This window comes from Brassicibacter mesophilus, from assembly GCF_050433385.1.
GTDB lineage: Bacteria > Bacillota > Clostridia > Tissierellales > Proteiniboraceae > Brassicibacter > Brassicibacter mesophilus.
Window position 1 is genome coordinate 39,484 of the sequence record NZ_JBNPXI010000001.1, and the last position, 14,177, is coordinate 53,660.

Sequence of the window (14,177 nt, forward strand, 5' to 3'; positions counted from 1 at the left end):
TTATATATTATACCATATATGCTACTAGTTAACCTCCTATAACAAAAACGAACAAAGCTTGAATAAATTTTATCCAAGCTTTGTTCATCGTTATATAAACCCCATATCCCCTTTTTACCTATCTAATATCTATAGTTCCTACTTCCCCAGTGTAGCAACCATAACAGCTTTGATTGTATGCATTCTGTTTTCCGCTTCATCAAATACTACTGAATGCTTACTTTCAAATACTTCATCTGTAACTTCCATTTCTGATATTCCATGTTCCTTATATATTTCTTCCCCCACTGTTGTTTTTCTATCGTGGAATGCTGGTAAGCAATGTAAGAACAATACTTCTTTATCTGCTTTATTTATCATATCCATATTTACTTGGTATGGCTTTAATTGTGCTATTCTCTCTGCAAAGTGCTCTTCTTCTCCCATTGATACCCATACATCTGTATAGATTACGTCTGCTTCTTTTACTCCTTCATCTACTGATTCTGTTAGTGTTATTGTTGCACCTGTTTCTTGTGATATTTCTCTTGCTGTTTTTACTAGTTCTTCTTCTGGGAACAATTCTTTTGGTGATACTATTCTAAAATCCATTCCCATCTTTGCTGCTCCTATCATTAAGGAGTTTGCCATATTATTTCTTCCATCTCCTACATATGCAAACTTTATTCCTTTTAAGTATCCTTTATGCTCTTTTATTGTCAAGAAGTCTGCTAATATTTGTGTTGGATGATACCTATCTGTTAATCCATTCCATACTGGCACCCCTGAATGCTCTGCTAATTGTTCTACTGTTTCATGCTTGAATCCTCTAAACTCTATTCCATCAAACATTCTTCCTAGTACTCTTGCTGTGTCTGCTACTGATTCTTTTTTACCTAACTGGATATCACCTTTTCCTAGATATTCTGGATGTGCTCCCTCATCTACTGCTGCTACTACGAATGCACATCTTGTTCTAGTTGATGGTTTTTCAAATATAAGTGCTATATTTTTTCCTTCTAGAGTTCTTGGTCTTATACCTGCATATTTAAGTCTTTTAAGCTCTGCTGCTAAATCGATAAGATACTCTATTTCCTTTGGTGTAAAGTCCTTTAATGTTAGAAAATGTCTTCCTTTTAAATTAAATGCCATTTTTATCCCCCTTTATTTTTGAAACTTAATTTGTATATTATAAAGTATTTTCTCTAAATAAAGGCATACTCATGCATCTTGGGCCACCACGACCCCTCGATAACTCCGAACATGATATAATGTGAGTTTTAATCCCATGATCTTCTAAAAGTTTATTAGTAACATAATTTCTTGCATACACTACAACTTCTCCTGGTGCGATAGCTAATGTATTTGAACCATCGCTCCACTGTTCTCTAGCAGCATCTATAGCATTTCCTCCAGCACACCTTATTAGTTCTACCTTGGCCAAATCTAAATACTTCTTAAGAATTTCCTGTAATGTTGCCTCTTCTTTTGTTATACTCAGTTCACCAGAGAATCTATTACTCTTAGCAATTGAGTACACAGTTAATGGACCCTCAACTTCAGGATGTATAGTAAACTTGTCATAATCAACCATAGTAAAAACTGTATCTAAATGCATGAATGCTCTTTTTTTAGGAATATCAAATGCAAGAACTGTTTCAAATGATTGATTTGCATATAATATATTTTTCGCGAATTTCTCGATTGCAACTGCATCAGTTCTTTCTGATATTCCAATTGCAACTACCTTAGGACTTAAAACTAATATGTCGCCACCTTCAATTGATGAAGTTTCGTTCCTATTAAACCATATAGGTATATCTGCATCTTTATATTCAGGATGGTATTCAAAAATATATTTTGCGAAAATAGTTTCACGGTTTCTAGTCTCAGTTCTCATATGATTTAAAGTAATACCTTTCCCAATAGTAGCAAATGGATCTCTAGTAAAATAAAGATTAGGCATAGGATCTAGTATAAAAGGATATTTATTATCAATTAAATCAATCAGCGATTTATTTATTAAATTTGGTAGCTCTGATTTTCTAACTCCTGCCATCATCTTATCAACAAGCTCTTTGTTATTAAACTTTCCAAAATATTCTTTAAGTACTTCTCTTGTTCCTAACCCAACAACATTACTTTCATCTAAAAATTCTTCAATAAATCTTTTTCTGATATCTGTATCTGCTATTGACTCTGCAGCCAGTTCCTCAAGATATACAACTTTAACTCCATTTCCTCGTAAAACCTCAGCAAAATTATCATGTTCCCTTTTAGCCAACTCTAAGTATGGAATATCGTCAAATAAAAGTCTTTCTAAAAAATCTGGTACAAGGTTTTCTAGCTCTTTACCAGGGCGATGTAAAAGCACAGCTTTGAGCTTTCCAATCTCGGAAGTTACATTAAGAATATTTTTCCTCTCCGTTGCCAAACCGAATCCCCCTTTTATACACTCTCTATACATCATTCTCATAATTAAAAATAATTATTTATCCCTATATTTTGATTATATTCAACATTTAACGATATTGTCAAGGAATCAATTTACTCATATTTATTCACTCTATGTATATATATACAGTATTTTTCTAATGCTTTTTCATTAATTTGATATGGTATCACTAAATCTCAATAAACAGGAAAATGTTTTCCTCGTTGAGTGCTATTATTAGTTATATTTATACATAAATAAAAATAAAAAAACTTATTTTATTCAAAATATTCTGACATATTGAATAGAATAAAAGCTTTAGGATCAACCTAAAGCTTTATATTAATAGAATCAAAAAATTTCGTTTTTTTAAGACCTATAATTATTGGAAATGCTATTGCAGCTCCTCCGATAAACTGGATTAGATTCGATGGTATGCTAAAGATTGGAACCAGCATATTTCCCTTTAATATCCCACCAGCAATATAATATCCAATAACCATCCATAGTCCTGCCAATGTCATCCCCATCAAATTATTAATGCTAAATAATTTCTTATCCATTTTGTGCAGTATTAAAGATAATATTACTATTGCTATAGGTATAACAATAATTGCTATAGTCAAAGAAATTTGAACATAATTTACTAAATTCTTTAATTGATCGATACTATTAAATTCAAATTTTTGCATCAATCTATATACTAACTCTGAATCACTAAATCCAGCAAGCTTTGCTGTCATAAATCTTTTTAACAATATTCCTAATACTATCCATCCACCACCTATAGCGAGTGAAACAATGTTTCTTAGTACATTAATTTTCTTATCTTTATATTCTTGTGCCATAAATCCTACTATAGCACCCATCAAGCTCTTTATTATAAAGGTTGGTAATGCCCAATGAGTGTATGTCAAATATAAATCAGCCATAGCGCAACCTAATCCACCAGCAATAGCTCCATATCTCCAGCCTAGCATGATAGCAGCAACAAAAATCATACTATCACCAGTATGTATATAGCCTTCTGTAAATGGAACTGGAACTTGGGGTATTATAGCCGTTGCTACAAATACTAAAGCTGTCATCAGCCCTCCATACGTTAGTCTTCTTACATTAAAATTATTCATCAAAGCCCCCCTAAGCAACAATTGTCATCATTATAATATAATTATATCACGATTGTATGGGTCGTCAAGGATGATTTCACAAGTTTTGCACTCATTGTACCGATACATTGTTCTGTTTTATGGCTATTCAATTTTATCAATGTTAGCTTTTATATTGACACACTCAGCTATACTAGCGCTTTCTATTTCTTTTCGCCCATATCTAACTTCATTATAATATTGGGTAAGCTTATCAAGACCTGCATTTACATATCTATTATCATCAATATTTGATAGATATTCATTAGGTGTATCACATCTTTCAAATCTATATCCTTTTTTATTAAGCTTCAAAATAACCTCAATATATAAACGTCTTATGATATGTAAAGAACTTAAGTCATTTGTTTTTCGGTTTACTATCTTGCTTATTAAATTCTTTATCCTTTTATTAAATATATGCTTTACATCCTTAATAGTAAGAACAAAATCTTTTTCTTCTCCTTCTTCAATTTCATCCACTTTATATGGAGATATATCTTTCATTTTTCTAAATATAAAAAACAGAATAAAAAAAACAAGAACAGCAAAAATAGTCCATTTTATAAAAACAAATATTAAATTTACTATGGGATTTTCTATAAAGAAAAGCTCATCATACCTATTATCTAATCTATCTCCAAAGCTGCTCAGAGTTTTTTCAAATAGGGCACTGTACTTATCAAGCTTTTTGCTTACTAGCTGCGCTACCTTAGAAAGTAAAAGTAATACTGGGTAAAAAACTATCCTAAGTACTTTTTCAATAACCTTAAGAATAAAACTCATAGCACCTGAGACTATCTTAAAATCTCCAGCTCCAAAAAAATTTGTCATTATTAATAATAATATAGTAAGAGTAATTAAACTTGATATTATATTGAATATACGTATATTTCTTGTCATATTAATGGTGTTTATATTTTTTCCTCTATAAGCATTTAGCAAGCTAGACCTTGCAAAATATAAAATTTGTATTATAAAATAAATCGGCAAATATACTTCTGTTATTTTATAAATAAAAACAAAATTCTGCATAAAAAAATTAATCATAATAAGTGATAATAATACTATGATATTTAAAGCAAATCTATTTTTTGCTGTCTTATAATCATCATCATAAGAAACGGCACCTATTCCTTTTAGCCATAAAATTAGGTTGAGTATTAAAACTCCTATTTTAAGTCCAATAGTTAAGCTACCCATAAACAGAATAATGCTTCCTAAAGAAATGCATGTTGCAAGCATGGGTAATATGAATCTTATTTTTAAACTAATAAAAGTCTTTTTTATAATATAATATGAAAACATATAACTTAATAAATAATTAGCAAAGCAAGATATTAGTATCTGATTTATCAAAGAGTTATTATTTAAAATGTCAACATTTCCAAATAGTATTCCAATAGTAAGTAATCCAAACATAAAAATATTAATTATATCTCTAGAAAATTTTACAGCCGCATCTGACACTCTATCTAATATATTTAGCATTTTTCTCCTCCTATCTTGCAGATTCAACTAAATCGCTACATAAAAGCACTTCAATATTTTTTACTAGACTATTCACTTCTACTGAACTATCTAGTAAAATAAGCTTAATTCTATATCCATGCTTTGCATAATAATTTAGCTCTGTTCTAAGCCCATCAGAAATGTAAGCTGTTAATAAAACAATTGTACTTTTAAATGAAAAGCATTTTATCTTACTCTTGAATAATTCTTCAATGCTTATTCTTCTTGTATATGAAGTTTTAGCTAATGCTTCAAGTATTATAGTTTTTTGAGACAATCCTATTCTTGGTTCTATGAATAGTTCTTGATTTTCACCATTAAAATATGCATTGGAAGTATACCCGATTGAAATCTTTTCGTTTATAGCTTTCTGAGTAATAGCTGCAATCAAATCTATACCTTTTTCTATTATATCAGTCTTCACATCCTGCCAATGAACCTTACTGGTCTGAACATTTAAAATCGTCACTATTGAAGGATCTGCTGTAAAATCAAATTTTTTTACATAGAGATTGCCAACCCTTGCAGTAGTTTTCCAGTCAATTGCATTAAAGCTATCACTACTAGTATATTCTCTTGCACCTATTACTTCAGTATTATCAGGTATAATCCATCGTTTTACAGATACCTCTCCTTGAAGTCCATTATTTCGTACAACTAGCTTTTCTAAAGGCTTTATTTCAGGATAAACTATAAGAACCATGGGATAACTTATATACTTTTCAGCAGTTGCAAAACCAAAAATATCTCCAATTGAAAGCTTAGTATCGTAAACCGAATAATATCCACGTTTATTGCAGTATAAAGTATTGTATCTTTTAATTCTTTGAAAGCTAATTAGTGAAGTAATTACTCTATATATTTTTTTGCTCTTTTCATTAATCATAGTAACTTTTTGATCTTTTAGAATAAATTCATTAGGTATCTCTGCGCGTACCTCTATCCAAGGAAGAGGTAGCAGTTTCCTATTTACTATTTCTGTTGTCATTTTAACCTTTTCATTAATAAAAACTCTTTCTTTATCCAAATACCTTTTATACTCAATATTTTTAAAAGATATTTTATCCCACCGATTTACTATTATAGAGAGAGCTCCTAATAAAACTAATATAATTAGTATGGTTTTCATAATCTCCTACCTCTAAACAACTTTATTATTCTCTACAGGAGTATTGATCTTAGATATTATTTGAGTTAGAATGTCATCAACATTTCTTCCCTTTAAGGAAGCATGTCCACTTAACAGAAGTCTATGTACAAAAATAGGCCTAACTAGTGCCTTTACATCGTCAGGCAAAACATAATCTCTACCTTTTATAGCAGCATAAGCTTGAGAAGCTCTAAACAAAGCCATACTACCCCTAGGACTTATACCTAGTTCTATTTCTTCATGTTCTCTAGTTGCTCTAACAATTTTTAGTATGTATTTTATGATCTCTTCATCTATAAATACATTAGTAAAGCAATGCCTTGCTTTAATTATATCTTCTGCATCTACTACAGAATTCAATTTTGTTATAGGATTATTGCTTTTAAATCGTAGAAGTATTTCTAACTCTTCATCAAAGCTTGGATATTCCATTGAAAGCTGCATATAAAATCTATCTAGTTGAGCTTCAGGTAAAGGGAATGTTCCACCAGTTTCTATTGGATTTTGAGTTGCTATAACAAAAAAAGGTTCTTTTAACTCATATGTTATTCCATCAACGCTTATTTGATGTTCTTCCATAGCTTCCAGTAAGCTGGATTGTGTTCTTGGGGTAGCTCTATTTATTTCATCAGCTAAAATAATTTGACTCATCAATGGCCCTTCTTTGAACTGAAATTCTCCCGCCTTCTGATTATAAAAGTTAATTCCAATAATGTCAGAAGGAAGCAAATCAGGTGTAAACTGTATACGATTAAATGAACTATTTATAGATTTTGCTAGTGATTTTGCAAGCATTGTTTTCCCTAGTCCCGGTACATCTTCTAGCAAAACATGTCCAGAGCATATCATTGAAGTCAATAGTAAATCAATAACATCGTCCTTTCCAACTATGACTTGTTGTATATTAGCCTTAATTTTGCCAACCATATCTTTAATCTCACTTAGTTCCATTTTAAGTACCCCCATTTTTTGAATTTTCATGCTATTAACTACATTATAGCAGTATTCAAAATAATAATTATTACAATATTTTTTACAAACATTAACAATTCGTAACAATATTAAATAAAAATAAAGGGATTAGATTTCTAATCCCCATTAAATTATTTATTATCTTTCATTTTCTCTTTTCTATCTTCGAACTCTTGATATATATTTTTAGGTGCACTATAAAACCCTACAGATAATGCCCCTATGAACAACCCAACTAAAATATCCTTCAACATATTATCTGGAAAAAAATAAGCTATTCCTATTATGATTCCAAAAACCATTGCAAAAAAGGGCTAAATTTTTTAGTTACACCTAATGTTACTACTATTTTAGTAAGAAACATTAGGATAGGGATTACTGATATATCATATATCTCAAATAGCATATAACCCCTTCCCTTATTTTCTACTATTATTATATAAGTTTGAGGGACTTATAGTACTATGAGCAATATAAATTTATAAAAGTTATTTGTTCCTCTTACGATACATTCTATTAAGTGAAAATATTAATAGTAAAATCCCAATAATTATATAGTCGTATCCAATAGCCTTATTTCCTCGTACAAAAGCTAGTCTAGTGCTTAAGGATATAAACACGCTACAATTTGTATTAAAAACAAACAATTATTACACCCACTATCTATTCTGTTGTTTCTTTTTTAAATACTGCAATTATATTTCTTGGGTTTTTCAAAGTATTTAATTCAATTAATTCCCAGCCTTCATTACCTAGTTCATTAAGTCTTTTTTCATGCTCTTTTGTAAGCACTAACGATGTTACTCCATAAGCTCTAAAATTTTCTATTTTATATGCATATTTTTTCATATGTAATTACCTCCCAAAATATTATATCACAGTTTTTAAAAAAACTATTCAAAATTAGTTGAAATTTTTCGTATGATGTCATAATTTAGTTGTTGAAATCTCAACATTTTTCCAGTAAAATATATTATGCTTACAAACAATTTGTACAGCTAATTTATGTATAAAAAACATACTATATGTCATTTAATAAGTTAATACTACATATATTAATCTTAACAATAAGTACATAGACATTTTTATGCATTAATAACATTAACATGCTTGTAAGGAGGTTATTTATGGATAGAATAAAAATTGAAGTAAGTGAGTTAAACAAACTATATGATGAAATTTACTATACTAGTTTAGAAGGTATAGAACAAGCTTTAGAAGTCATATCAAGTATTATATCAGAAAAAGAGTTCGAAGATTCAGGATACAGTGTATCTGTTTTTTCAGATATAGTAGACTCTATAATTAAAATATTAGACGAAACAGCTGAAGTTATGGATAGTGAAGAACTATATGATGTAGGCAATTTTATCAGAGAAAAAGCTGATAGGATACATGCTGGTGAATTGGATGATGTTATTGAAAGCAACTATATGAATTGTTCTGATGATGACGAATATGATGATTATGACGATGAAGATACTTACGATACAAGTAATGAAGATTATGATGAGTTTGAAGATTATGATGACTATTAAAATCTTTAAATAAGCAAAAAGAAAACCTACACGAGGTTTTCTTTTTGCTTATTTAAAGATAACATATAATCTATTGCATTTGCAGGTTTATAAAAATACTGTAAATTGAGTCCTACTCGTTTTTCATCAGTATACAATCTATTAAAAATTTGATAGATCATTTCATGTGTGTATGACTTGAATTCGTACTTTCTCAATCTTTCAATAAAAAAAGCTGCAAGCTCATCATCTATCTGATATATATCATAGTCACTTTGCTTAAATGCCGACTTTACATCTTCTGCCTCTAACAAGTCTAATTCTGCTAATTCATATAATCTTCCATACTGTCCACTTATATTGCTGACTAAGCTATTCCATTTCTTTAAACCGTCATTGTTTAGTTTGCAGGCTATTTTATCATTATCCTCCATTAACTTTATTAATAAAAACTTTGCACAATAATTGAATGCTGATTTTTGTAAAAATAAACAATACCAAGTTTCATCGTTTAACTGTTTATTTAACCCACTTTTAAGTCTAAACTTCTTAAGAATGCCTCGGTGGTCATATTTGTATTTCAAGCAGAAAAAATCAATAAATTCATATAGGTCTATAGCAATCGAATTCAATATATCCACTAGAACACCTCCTTAAGTCATCTTTATTATTTCCATATTATAGCATTTCATACCACATTTAGCTTATATTTCTTATAATATTATACGCAGCTAGATATAAAATCGATAAGTTCAATATATAAAAGAAAAAAAAGAAGCAAAACCTTCTATATTGACCATTCTTTTATTTTATTTATGTCGAGAATAGTTATTTTTCTTCCACTTATTTTTAGTATCTTCTCTTTACTAAATTGACTTAATATTCTACTAACAGTTTCTCTCGAGGTCCCAGCTAGACTAGCTAATTCTTCTCTTGTTAAATTAACATTAAGCTCAATAACTCCATTTTTTAAATCGCCATACTTTTCAGATAGTCTTAGTAGCATCTGAGATACTCTCACGTAAGTATCGTTTAGTGCCATATTTTTAATTTTAGCCTGTGCTTCCTGTAGTCTTTTGTTTAAAACCTTGATTATTTCTAAAGCCATATCCGGATTATTCTTTATGAGCATTTCAATATCATTGTTATTAATACAATAAATAACAGAGTCTTCAATAGCTGCAACAGTAGCTGGATTCATGCCGCCATTAAATAATGTAACTTCAGCAAATATTTTGCCAGCATCTTTAATATCTAAAATAATTTCTCTACCATCACTTGAAGTCTTATAAATTTTAACTTTTCCTGTTTTTATTATATATATTGCCTCGCCTTTATTGCCTTCAGATATTACAAGAGCTCCTTTTTTATAAAATCTTTCTTTTGCAATATTTTCAAGTTTCTTTAAATCAGCCTCTAAGAGTTGAGAAAAGATGGGAACATTTTTAAGGTATTCAATAAAGTCCATGACATCACCTATTTCGATTTTTTATTTTTTACAAAATATATGTAAATAATATTATACTAAATAGCCTACAAAATATATACTATCTACGTTTCAAAAAATAAAGGCTAGAGACAACACTCTAACCTATTATTTAATAGACATCCTTTATATCTACTGTTGGATGATTTTCATATTTTATAACTTTACCCTCCCAGGTTCTAAACATTATATAATCTTTTCCACGCGATATTAAATATTGAGGTAAAATTGGTGTTTTCCCTTGGCCCTTAGGTGCATTTACAATATAAGTAGGAATAGCCATCCCTGAAGTGTATCCTCTTAAATACTCCATGATCTCTAACCCGTCATCAATGGAAGTATTAAAATGCGCTGTTCCTTTCACATGTTTAGCATGGAAAATATAATATGGTTTAACTCTTATCTTCAACAATTCATGATTTAAACATCTCATTACAAACTTGTCATTATTTACACCATTTAATAGTACAGCTTGATTTCCAAGTGGAATTCCCGCATTAGCTAATCTTTCACAAGCTTCCTTAGATTCTTTAGTTATTTCTTTAGGATGGTTAAAATGAGTGTTCAAATAGACAGGATGGTACTTCTTTAGCATATTGACTAATTCATCATCTATTCTCTGTGGCATAGTTACAGGTGTTCTAGATCCTATTCTAATATATTCTACATGTGGAATTTCTTTTAACTCCTTTAATATCCATTCAAGTCTATCAGTAGGTAAGGTTAAAGGATCTCCACCGGTTATAAGTATATCTCTTATTTCATTATTGTTTTTAATATATTCGATAGATTGTTTAATAACCTCAGTACTCTTGTGTTCATCTTGTTGTCCAATATTTCTTCTGCGTTGACAGTGCCTACAATACATAGCACATTCGTTAGTAACGTTTATTATCAGTCTATCTGGGTATCTACGAGTTATACTTCCAGCTGGATTTGTATATTCCTCTGCCATAGGATCATTATCACCAGAATCCTCAACAATTTCAATTACAGAGGGAATAGCTAATAATCTTATTGTATCATATTTATCGTCCGTATCCATAAGGCTCGCATAGTAAGGCGATATAGCCCATCTATACTTTTTCCCAACTTTAGATATAAGTTTTTTCTCTACTTCTGAAAGATTTATTATTTTACTTAGAGTCTCTGCATCACTTATTCTATTAGTTAGCTGCCACTTATAATTACTCCAATCTTCTTCACTTCCTCCAAGTACATCTAATATCCTTCTTTTAGATTCATTTATTTTGTCAGCTAGTTCTAGTCCCTTTGGAATTTCGTCCTTAATATCTAAATAATCTTGAATTTTAGTCTTTAAATCCTCTGCTCTCTTTAAAGATATTAATTTTTTTCTACTAATTCTTTCTTCCATTCAACGCACTCCTTTCAAATTAATGTAATATCTATATTTTTCCAGTTGGATGACATAAAAAGGTATATTGGAATTATTCCCATAAAATAATAATTTATAAGATTACATCTCATAACAGAATAAAAATAAATATTAGAAAATATTATTTAAAAAGGGTATTTGAGAAAAATCGATTGACCCATAAGTAAGATATGATTTAAATGAAATGTATTTAAATGATTAAAATGTTGTACCATTTATTTTATACCAACTACAACACTTTGTCAATGTATAGTCAAGGAGGTTTTGTATTTGAAGGGGTTTAAAAGTATTTTGATTATTATATTATTTCTATTTTGCATCTTTTTGGGAAATATATATTATGAGTCAAAAACAGAACATGTAGTTTTTTATGATATAATTCCGCTTAAAAGTAATCTTCGTACTAAGCTTATTGATAATTTTTTTTCTAATGATGAATCATTAAAGACAGCCGCACGAAAGCAGATAAAAGAAATTGTTTTAAAAGACTTAGAATATAATAATTGGATTGATTATTCTGATTACATTGAAATGCTCATATACCCCATTGACGTATATGGCGATAGTAATGAAGAACTCATAATTGCATTGAACATTTCAAAAGATACAGGTGTAATAGGAATTTATAAAAAATATAACGAAATGTATGTTTTAAATGATAAAATTGATAATCTAACCAATATAAATAATGTCATGTCTATCAAAAATAATAAAAAAAATAAAGCTTTTATAATATTAGATCAAACATTAGACGAAAATACAGGGGCTTTCTTTACTGATAATTATATTCAGATATTTACAAAGCTAGACTCAGGCTTCAAGGAGGTATTTAGACAATCATTAGACTACAGCGCATTTTACTATGAAAAATGGACTAATCCTTCACACGAAAATCCTAAATGGTATAAAATAACAGAAAGAAGTGTAATAGATAATATATCTAATGACCATGAAAATATTACATTGTTCATATCTAAAACAATCTTAAAATACAAAGGAACTTCTAATAATGAAGATAATATCCCTAGTGATTTTAAATTAGTAGATCAAAAAAATTTTGAAATAAAATACTCGTGGAGTAATAAATACAATGCTTTCATAATTGGTGAAGGTGAGCTTATTGCTAACAAGCAAACTGTAGGTATCTTAGAAGATACCTCTCAAACTGTAGATTATCTATTGAATTTAGCTGGTAAATACTATAAAGTGATAGATAAGAACAACAATGTTTTATATATAAGCGAAGACGAGATTAAAACTTTTCAATAGTAACTCAGAGGTGATAAAATGACTGAAAGATTATATCTTAATAATCCATATTTAAGAGAGATTAATGCCAAGGTTGTCAAAAAAGAATATTCTAATGGAAAATTTTACATTACACTAAATCGTACTATATTTTACCCTCACTTATCTGGTGGACAACCTAGAGATAAAGGGAGCATAGGAGGAGTAGAAGTTATTGATGTATATGAGGATGGTAATGATATAATTCATATAGTTGAAGATAATATTACTTCGAATACCGTCAATCTAAATATTGATTGGGATACGAGGTTTGACCATATGCAACAGCATACTGGCCAACATCTACTGTCGGCCGTTTTTGCAAAACTCTATAACGCTAAAACTGTAGGATTTCATCTTGGAAGCGAATATGTATATATAGATGTAACGATACCTAGCCTTACTGACAACGATTTAGAGAAGATAGAGAGGTTTGCCAATGAAGTAATTTATTCTAACTTTTCAATTAAAACCTATATTGTCGATAAAACACAAGCATCACAATTGCCCTTAAGAAAGCAACCAAAAGTCGAATCAAATATCAGAATTGTAGAAATTGACAACATTGATTTCTCTCCATGCGCAGGTACTCACCACAGAAGAATTGGAGAAGTAGGAATCTTAAAAATAAGAAAGTGGGAAAAATATAAAGGTAATATAAGAGTAGAGTTTGTATGTGGTAATAGAGCATTAAAGGACTATACTTGGAAAAATACTATTATTAATAATATCTCTACCCTACTGTCAGCAAAAGACATCAGCACTTTTAATAGTGTTGAAAAATTATACAATGATTATAAAAATTTAGAAAAAGAAAATAAAGAAATTAAAGAAGAATTGTTTAACTACAAAAGCAAAGAATTAATAAATGACAGTATGTTTTTTAATGGAGTCAAATTAATAAAGAAAACCTTTAGTAATTCGGATCTTAAAGAAGTAAAGTTTTTGACTTCTAAAATCTTATCTTGCGATGATATAGTATGTGTATTTGGAGTAATAGAACAAGATAAATGTCAAATAATTTTAGGCAGATCAGAAAATATACAAGTTGATATGAGAGAAATTCTTAATGCTTCAATTAGCTATATTGATGGACGTGGGGGAGGAAGCCAACAATTAGTCCAAGGTGGAGGAACAAATATAAGTGGACTAAACAGTTGTATCGAGAACTGTTTGTCCTTAATCAAAGAAGCAATATAACTTATGCCATAGATAGCATACTATTTTCCAATGATGAATAATATATACTGGAGACATTTAACTTCTATTTGCTTTTATCAAGAAACTATTTGAAAT

14 protein-coding genes are annotated in these 14,177 nt (G+C 29.5%); 3 read left to right on the forward strand and 11 right to left on the reverse strand.

Annotated elements, in window-relative coordinates:
• Positions 1-138: 138 nt before the first annotated feature.
• From argF to HNR33_RS00255, 8 genes are all read right to left on the reverse strand, one after another.
• Positions 139-1,131 carry an ornithine carbamoyltransferase gene (argF, locus tag HNR33_RS00220; protein WP_429079054.1) on the reverse strand — a complete coding sequence of 331 codons (993 nt, stop codon included), beginning with the start codon at positions 1,129-1,131 and terminating at the stop codon, positions 139-141.
• 37 nt (positions 1,132-1,168) lie between these two features.
• The gene (gene arcA, locus HNR33_RS00225; RefSeq protein ID WP_429079055.1) at positions 1,169-2,413 is read right to left on the reverse strand and encodes an arginine deiminase; all 1,245 of its coding nucleotides are present in this window, start codon (positions 2,411-2,413) and stop codon (positions 1,169-1,171) included.
• A 329-nt stretch (positions 2,414-2,742) separates the two neighbouring features.
• Complete coding sequence (locus HNR33_RS00230; RefSeq protein WP_429079056.1) at positions 2,743-3,543, reverse strand: ECF transporter S component; 801 nt, start codon at positions 3,541-3,543, stop codon at positions 2,743-2,745.
• Positions 3,544-3,666: 123 nt separating this feature from the next.
• On the reverse strand, positions 3,667-5,052 hold the full coding sequence (locus HNR33_RS00235; protein WP_429079057.1) for a DUF4129 domain-containing protein: 1,386 nt from the start codon (positions 5,050-5,052) through the stop codon (positions 3,667-3,669).
• A gap of 10 nt (positions 5,053-5,062) precedes the next feature.
• Positions 5,063-6,202, reverse strand: coding sequence for a DUF58 domain-containing protein (locus HNR33_RS00240; protein WP_429079058.1), 1,140 nt, complete (start codon positions 6,200-6,202; stop codon positions 5,063-5,065).
• 12 nt (positions 6,203-6,214) lie between these two features.
• Entirely contained in the window at positions 6,215-7,174 is a 960-nt protein-coding gene (locus HNR33_RS00245) for an AAA family ATPase (RefSeq protein ID WP_429079059.1), read from the reverse strand.
• A 152-nt stretch (positions 7,175-7,326) separates the two neighbouring features.
• Positions 7,327-7,497: a hypothetical protein gene (locus HNR33_RS00250; RefSeq protein ID WP_429079060.1), complete on the reverse strand. Its 171-nt coding sequence runs from the start codon at positions 7,495-7,497 to the stop codon at positions 7,327-7,329.
• Positions 7,498-7,858: 361 nt separating this feature from the next.
• A complete protein-coding gene (locus HNR33_RS00255) occupies positions 7,859-8,044 on the reverse strand; it encodes a DUF4177 domain-containing protein (protein ID WP_429079061.1) in 186 nt (61 codons plus the stop codon).
• 278 nt (positions 8,045-8,322) lie between these two features.
• Between HNR33_RS00255 and HNR33_RS00260 the strand changes: the two genes are divergently transcribed.
• Positions 8,323-8,733: a hypothetical protein gene (locus HNR33_RS00260; protein ID WP_429079062.1), complete on the forward strand. Its 411-nt coding sequence runs from the start codon at positions 8,323-8,325 to the stop codon at positions 8,731-8,733.
• A gap of 26 nt (positions 8,734-8,759) precedes the next feature.
• Here HNR33_RS00260 and HNR33_RS00265 read toward each other — a convergent pair whose 3' ends face one another.
• The 3 genes from HNR33_RS00265 to eam all read right to left on the reverse strand — a co-directional run bounded on the left by HNR33_RS00265 (position 8,760) and on the right by eam (position 11,573).
• A complete protein-coding gene (locus HNR33_RS00265; protein WP_429079063.1) occupies positions 8,760-9,353 on the reverse strand; it encodes a hypothetical protein in 594 nt (197 codons plus the stop codon).
• 146 nt (positions 9,354-9,499) lie between these two features.
• Positions 9,500-10,180, reverse strand: coding sequence for a Crp/Fnr family transcriptional regulator (locus HNR33_RS00270; RefSeq protein ID WP_429079064.1), 681 nt, complete (start codon positions 10,178-10,180; stop codon positions 9,500-9,502).
• Positions 10,181-10,310: 130 nt separating this feature from the next.
• The gene (gene eam / locus HNR33_RS00275; RefSeq protein WP_429079065.1) at positions 10,311-11,573 is read right to left on the reverse strand and encodes a glutamate 2,3-aminomutase; all 1,263 of its coding nucleotides are present in this window, start codon (positions 11,571-11,573) and stop codon (positions 10,311-10,313) included.
• 291 nt (positions 11,574-11,864) lie between these two features.
• Between eam and HNR33_RS00280 the strand changes: the two genes are divergently transcribed.
• Both HNR33_RS00280 and HNR33_RS00285 read left to right on the forward strand, forming a co-directional pair.
• Complete coding sequence (locus tag HNR33_RS00280; RefSeq protein WP_429079066.1) at positions 11,865-12,863, forward strand: hypothetical protein; 999 nt, start codon at positions 11,865-11,867, stop codon at positions 12,861-12,863.
• Between the two features lie 18 nt (positions 12,864-12,881).
• Positions 12,882-14,081, forward strand: coding sequence for an alanyl-tRNA editing protein (locus HNR33_RS00285; protein WP_429079067.1), 1,200 nt, complete (start codon positions 12,882-12,884; stop codon positions 14,079-14,081).
• Positions 14,082-14,177: the final 96 nt, after the last annotated feature.

Bases quoted from the DNA above. Each gene is read 5' to 3' on its own strand.
- argF (WP_429079054.1), bottom strand. From the start codon at position 1,131: ATGGCATTTAATTTAAAAGGAAGACATTTTCTAACATTAAAGGACTTT.
- HNR33_RS00235 (WP_429079057.1), bottom strand. From the start codon at position 5,052: ATGCTAAATATATTAGATAGAGTGTCAGATGCGGCTGTAAAATTTTCT.
- HNR33_RS00240 (WP_429079058.1), bottom strand. From the start codon at position 6,202: ATGAAAACCATACTAATTATATTAGTTTTATTAGGAGCTCTCTCTATA.
- HNR33_RS00270 (WP_429079064.1), bottom strand. From the start codon at position 10,180: ATGGACTTTATTGAATACCTTAAAAATGTTCCCATCTTTTCTCAACTC.
- HNR33_RS00230 (WP_429079056.1), bottom strand. From the start codon at position 3,543: ATGAATAATTTTAATGTAAGAAGACTAACGTATGGAGGGCTGATGACA.
- eam (WP_429079065.1), bottom strand. From the start codon at position 11,573: ATGGAAGAAAGAATTAGTAGAAAAAAATTAATATCTTTAAAGAGAGCA.
- HNR33_RS00285 (WP_429079067.1), top strand. From the start codon at position 12,882: ATGACTGAAAGATTATATCTTAATAATCCATATTTAAGAGAGATTAAT.
- HNR33_RS00250 (WP_429079060.1), bottom strand. From the start codon at position 7,497: ATGGTTTTTGGAATCATAATAGGAATAGCTTATTTTTTTCCAGATAAT.
- HNR33_RS00260 (WP_429079062.1), top strand. From the start codon at position 8,323: ATGGATAGAATAAAAATTGAAGTAAGTGAGTTAAACAAACTATATGAT.
- HNR33_RS00245 (WP_429079059.1), bottom strand. From the start codon at position 7,174: ATGGAACTAAGTGAGATTAAAGATATGGTTGGCAAAATTAAGGCTAAT.
- HNR33_RS00255 (WP_429079061.1), bottom strand. From the start codon at position 8,044: ATGAAAAAATATGCATATAAAATAGAAAATTTTAGAGCTTATGGAGTA.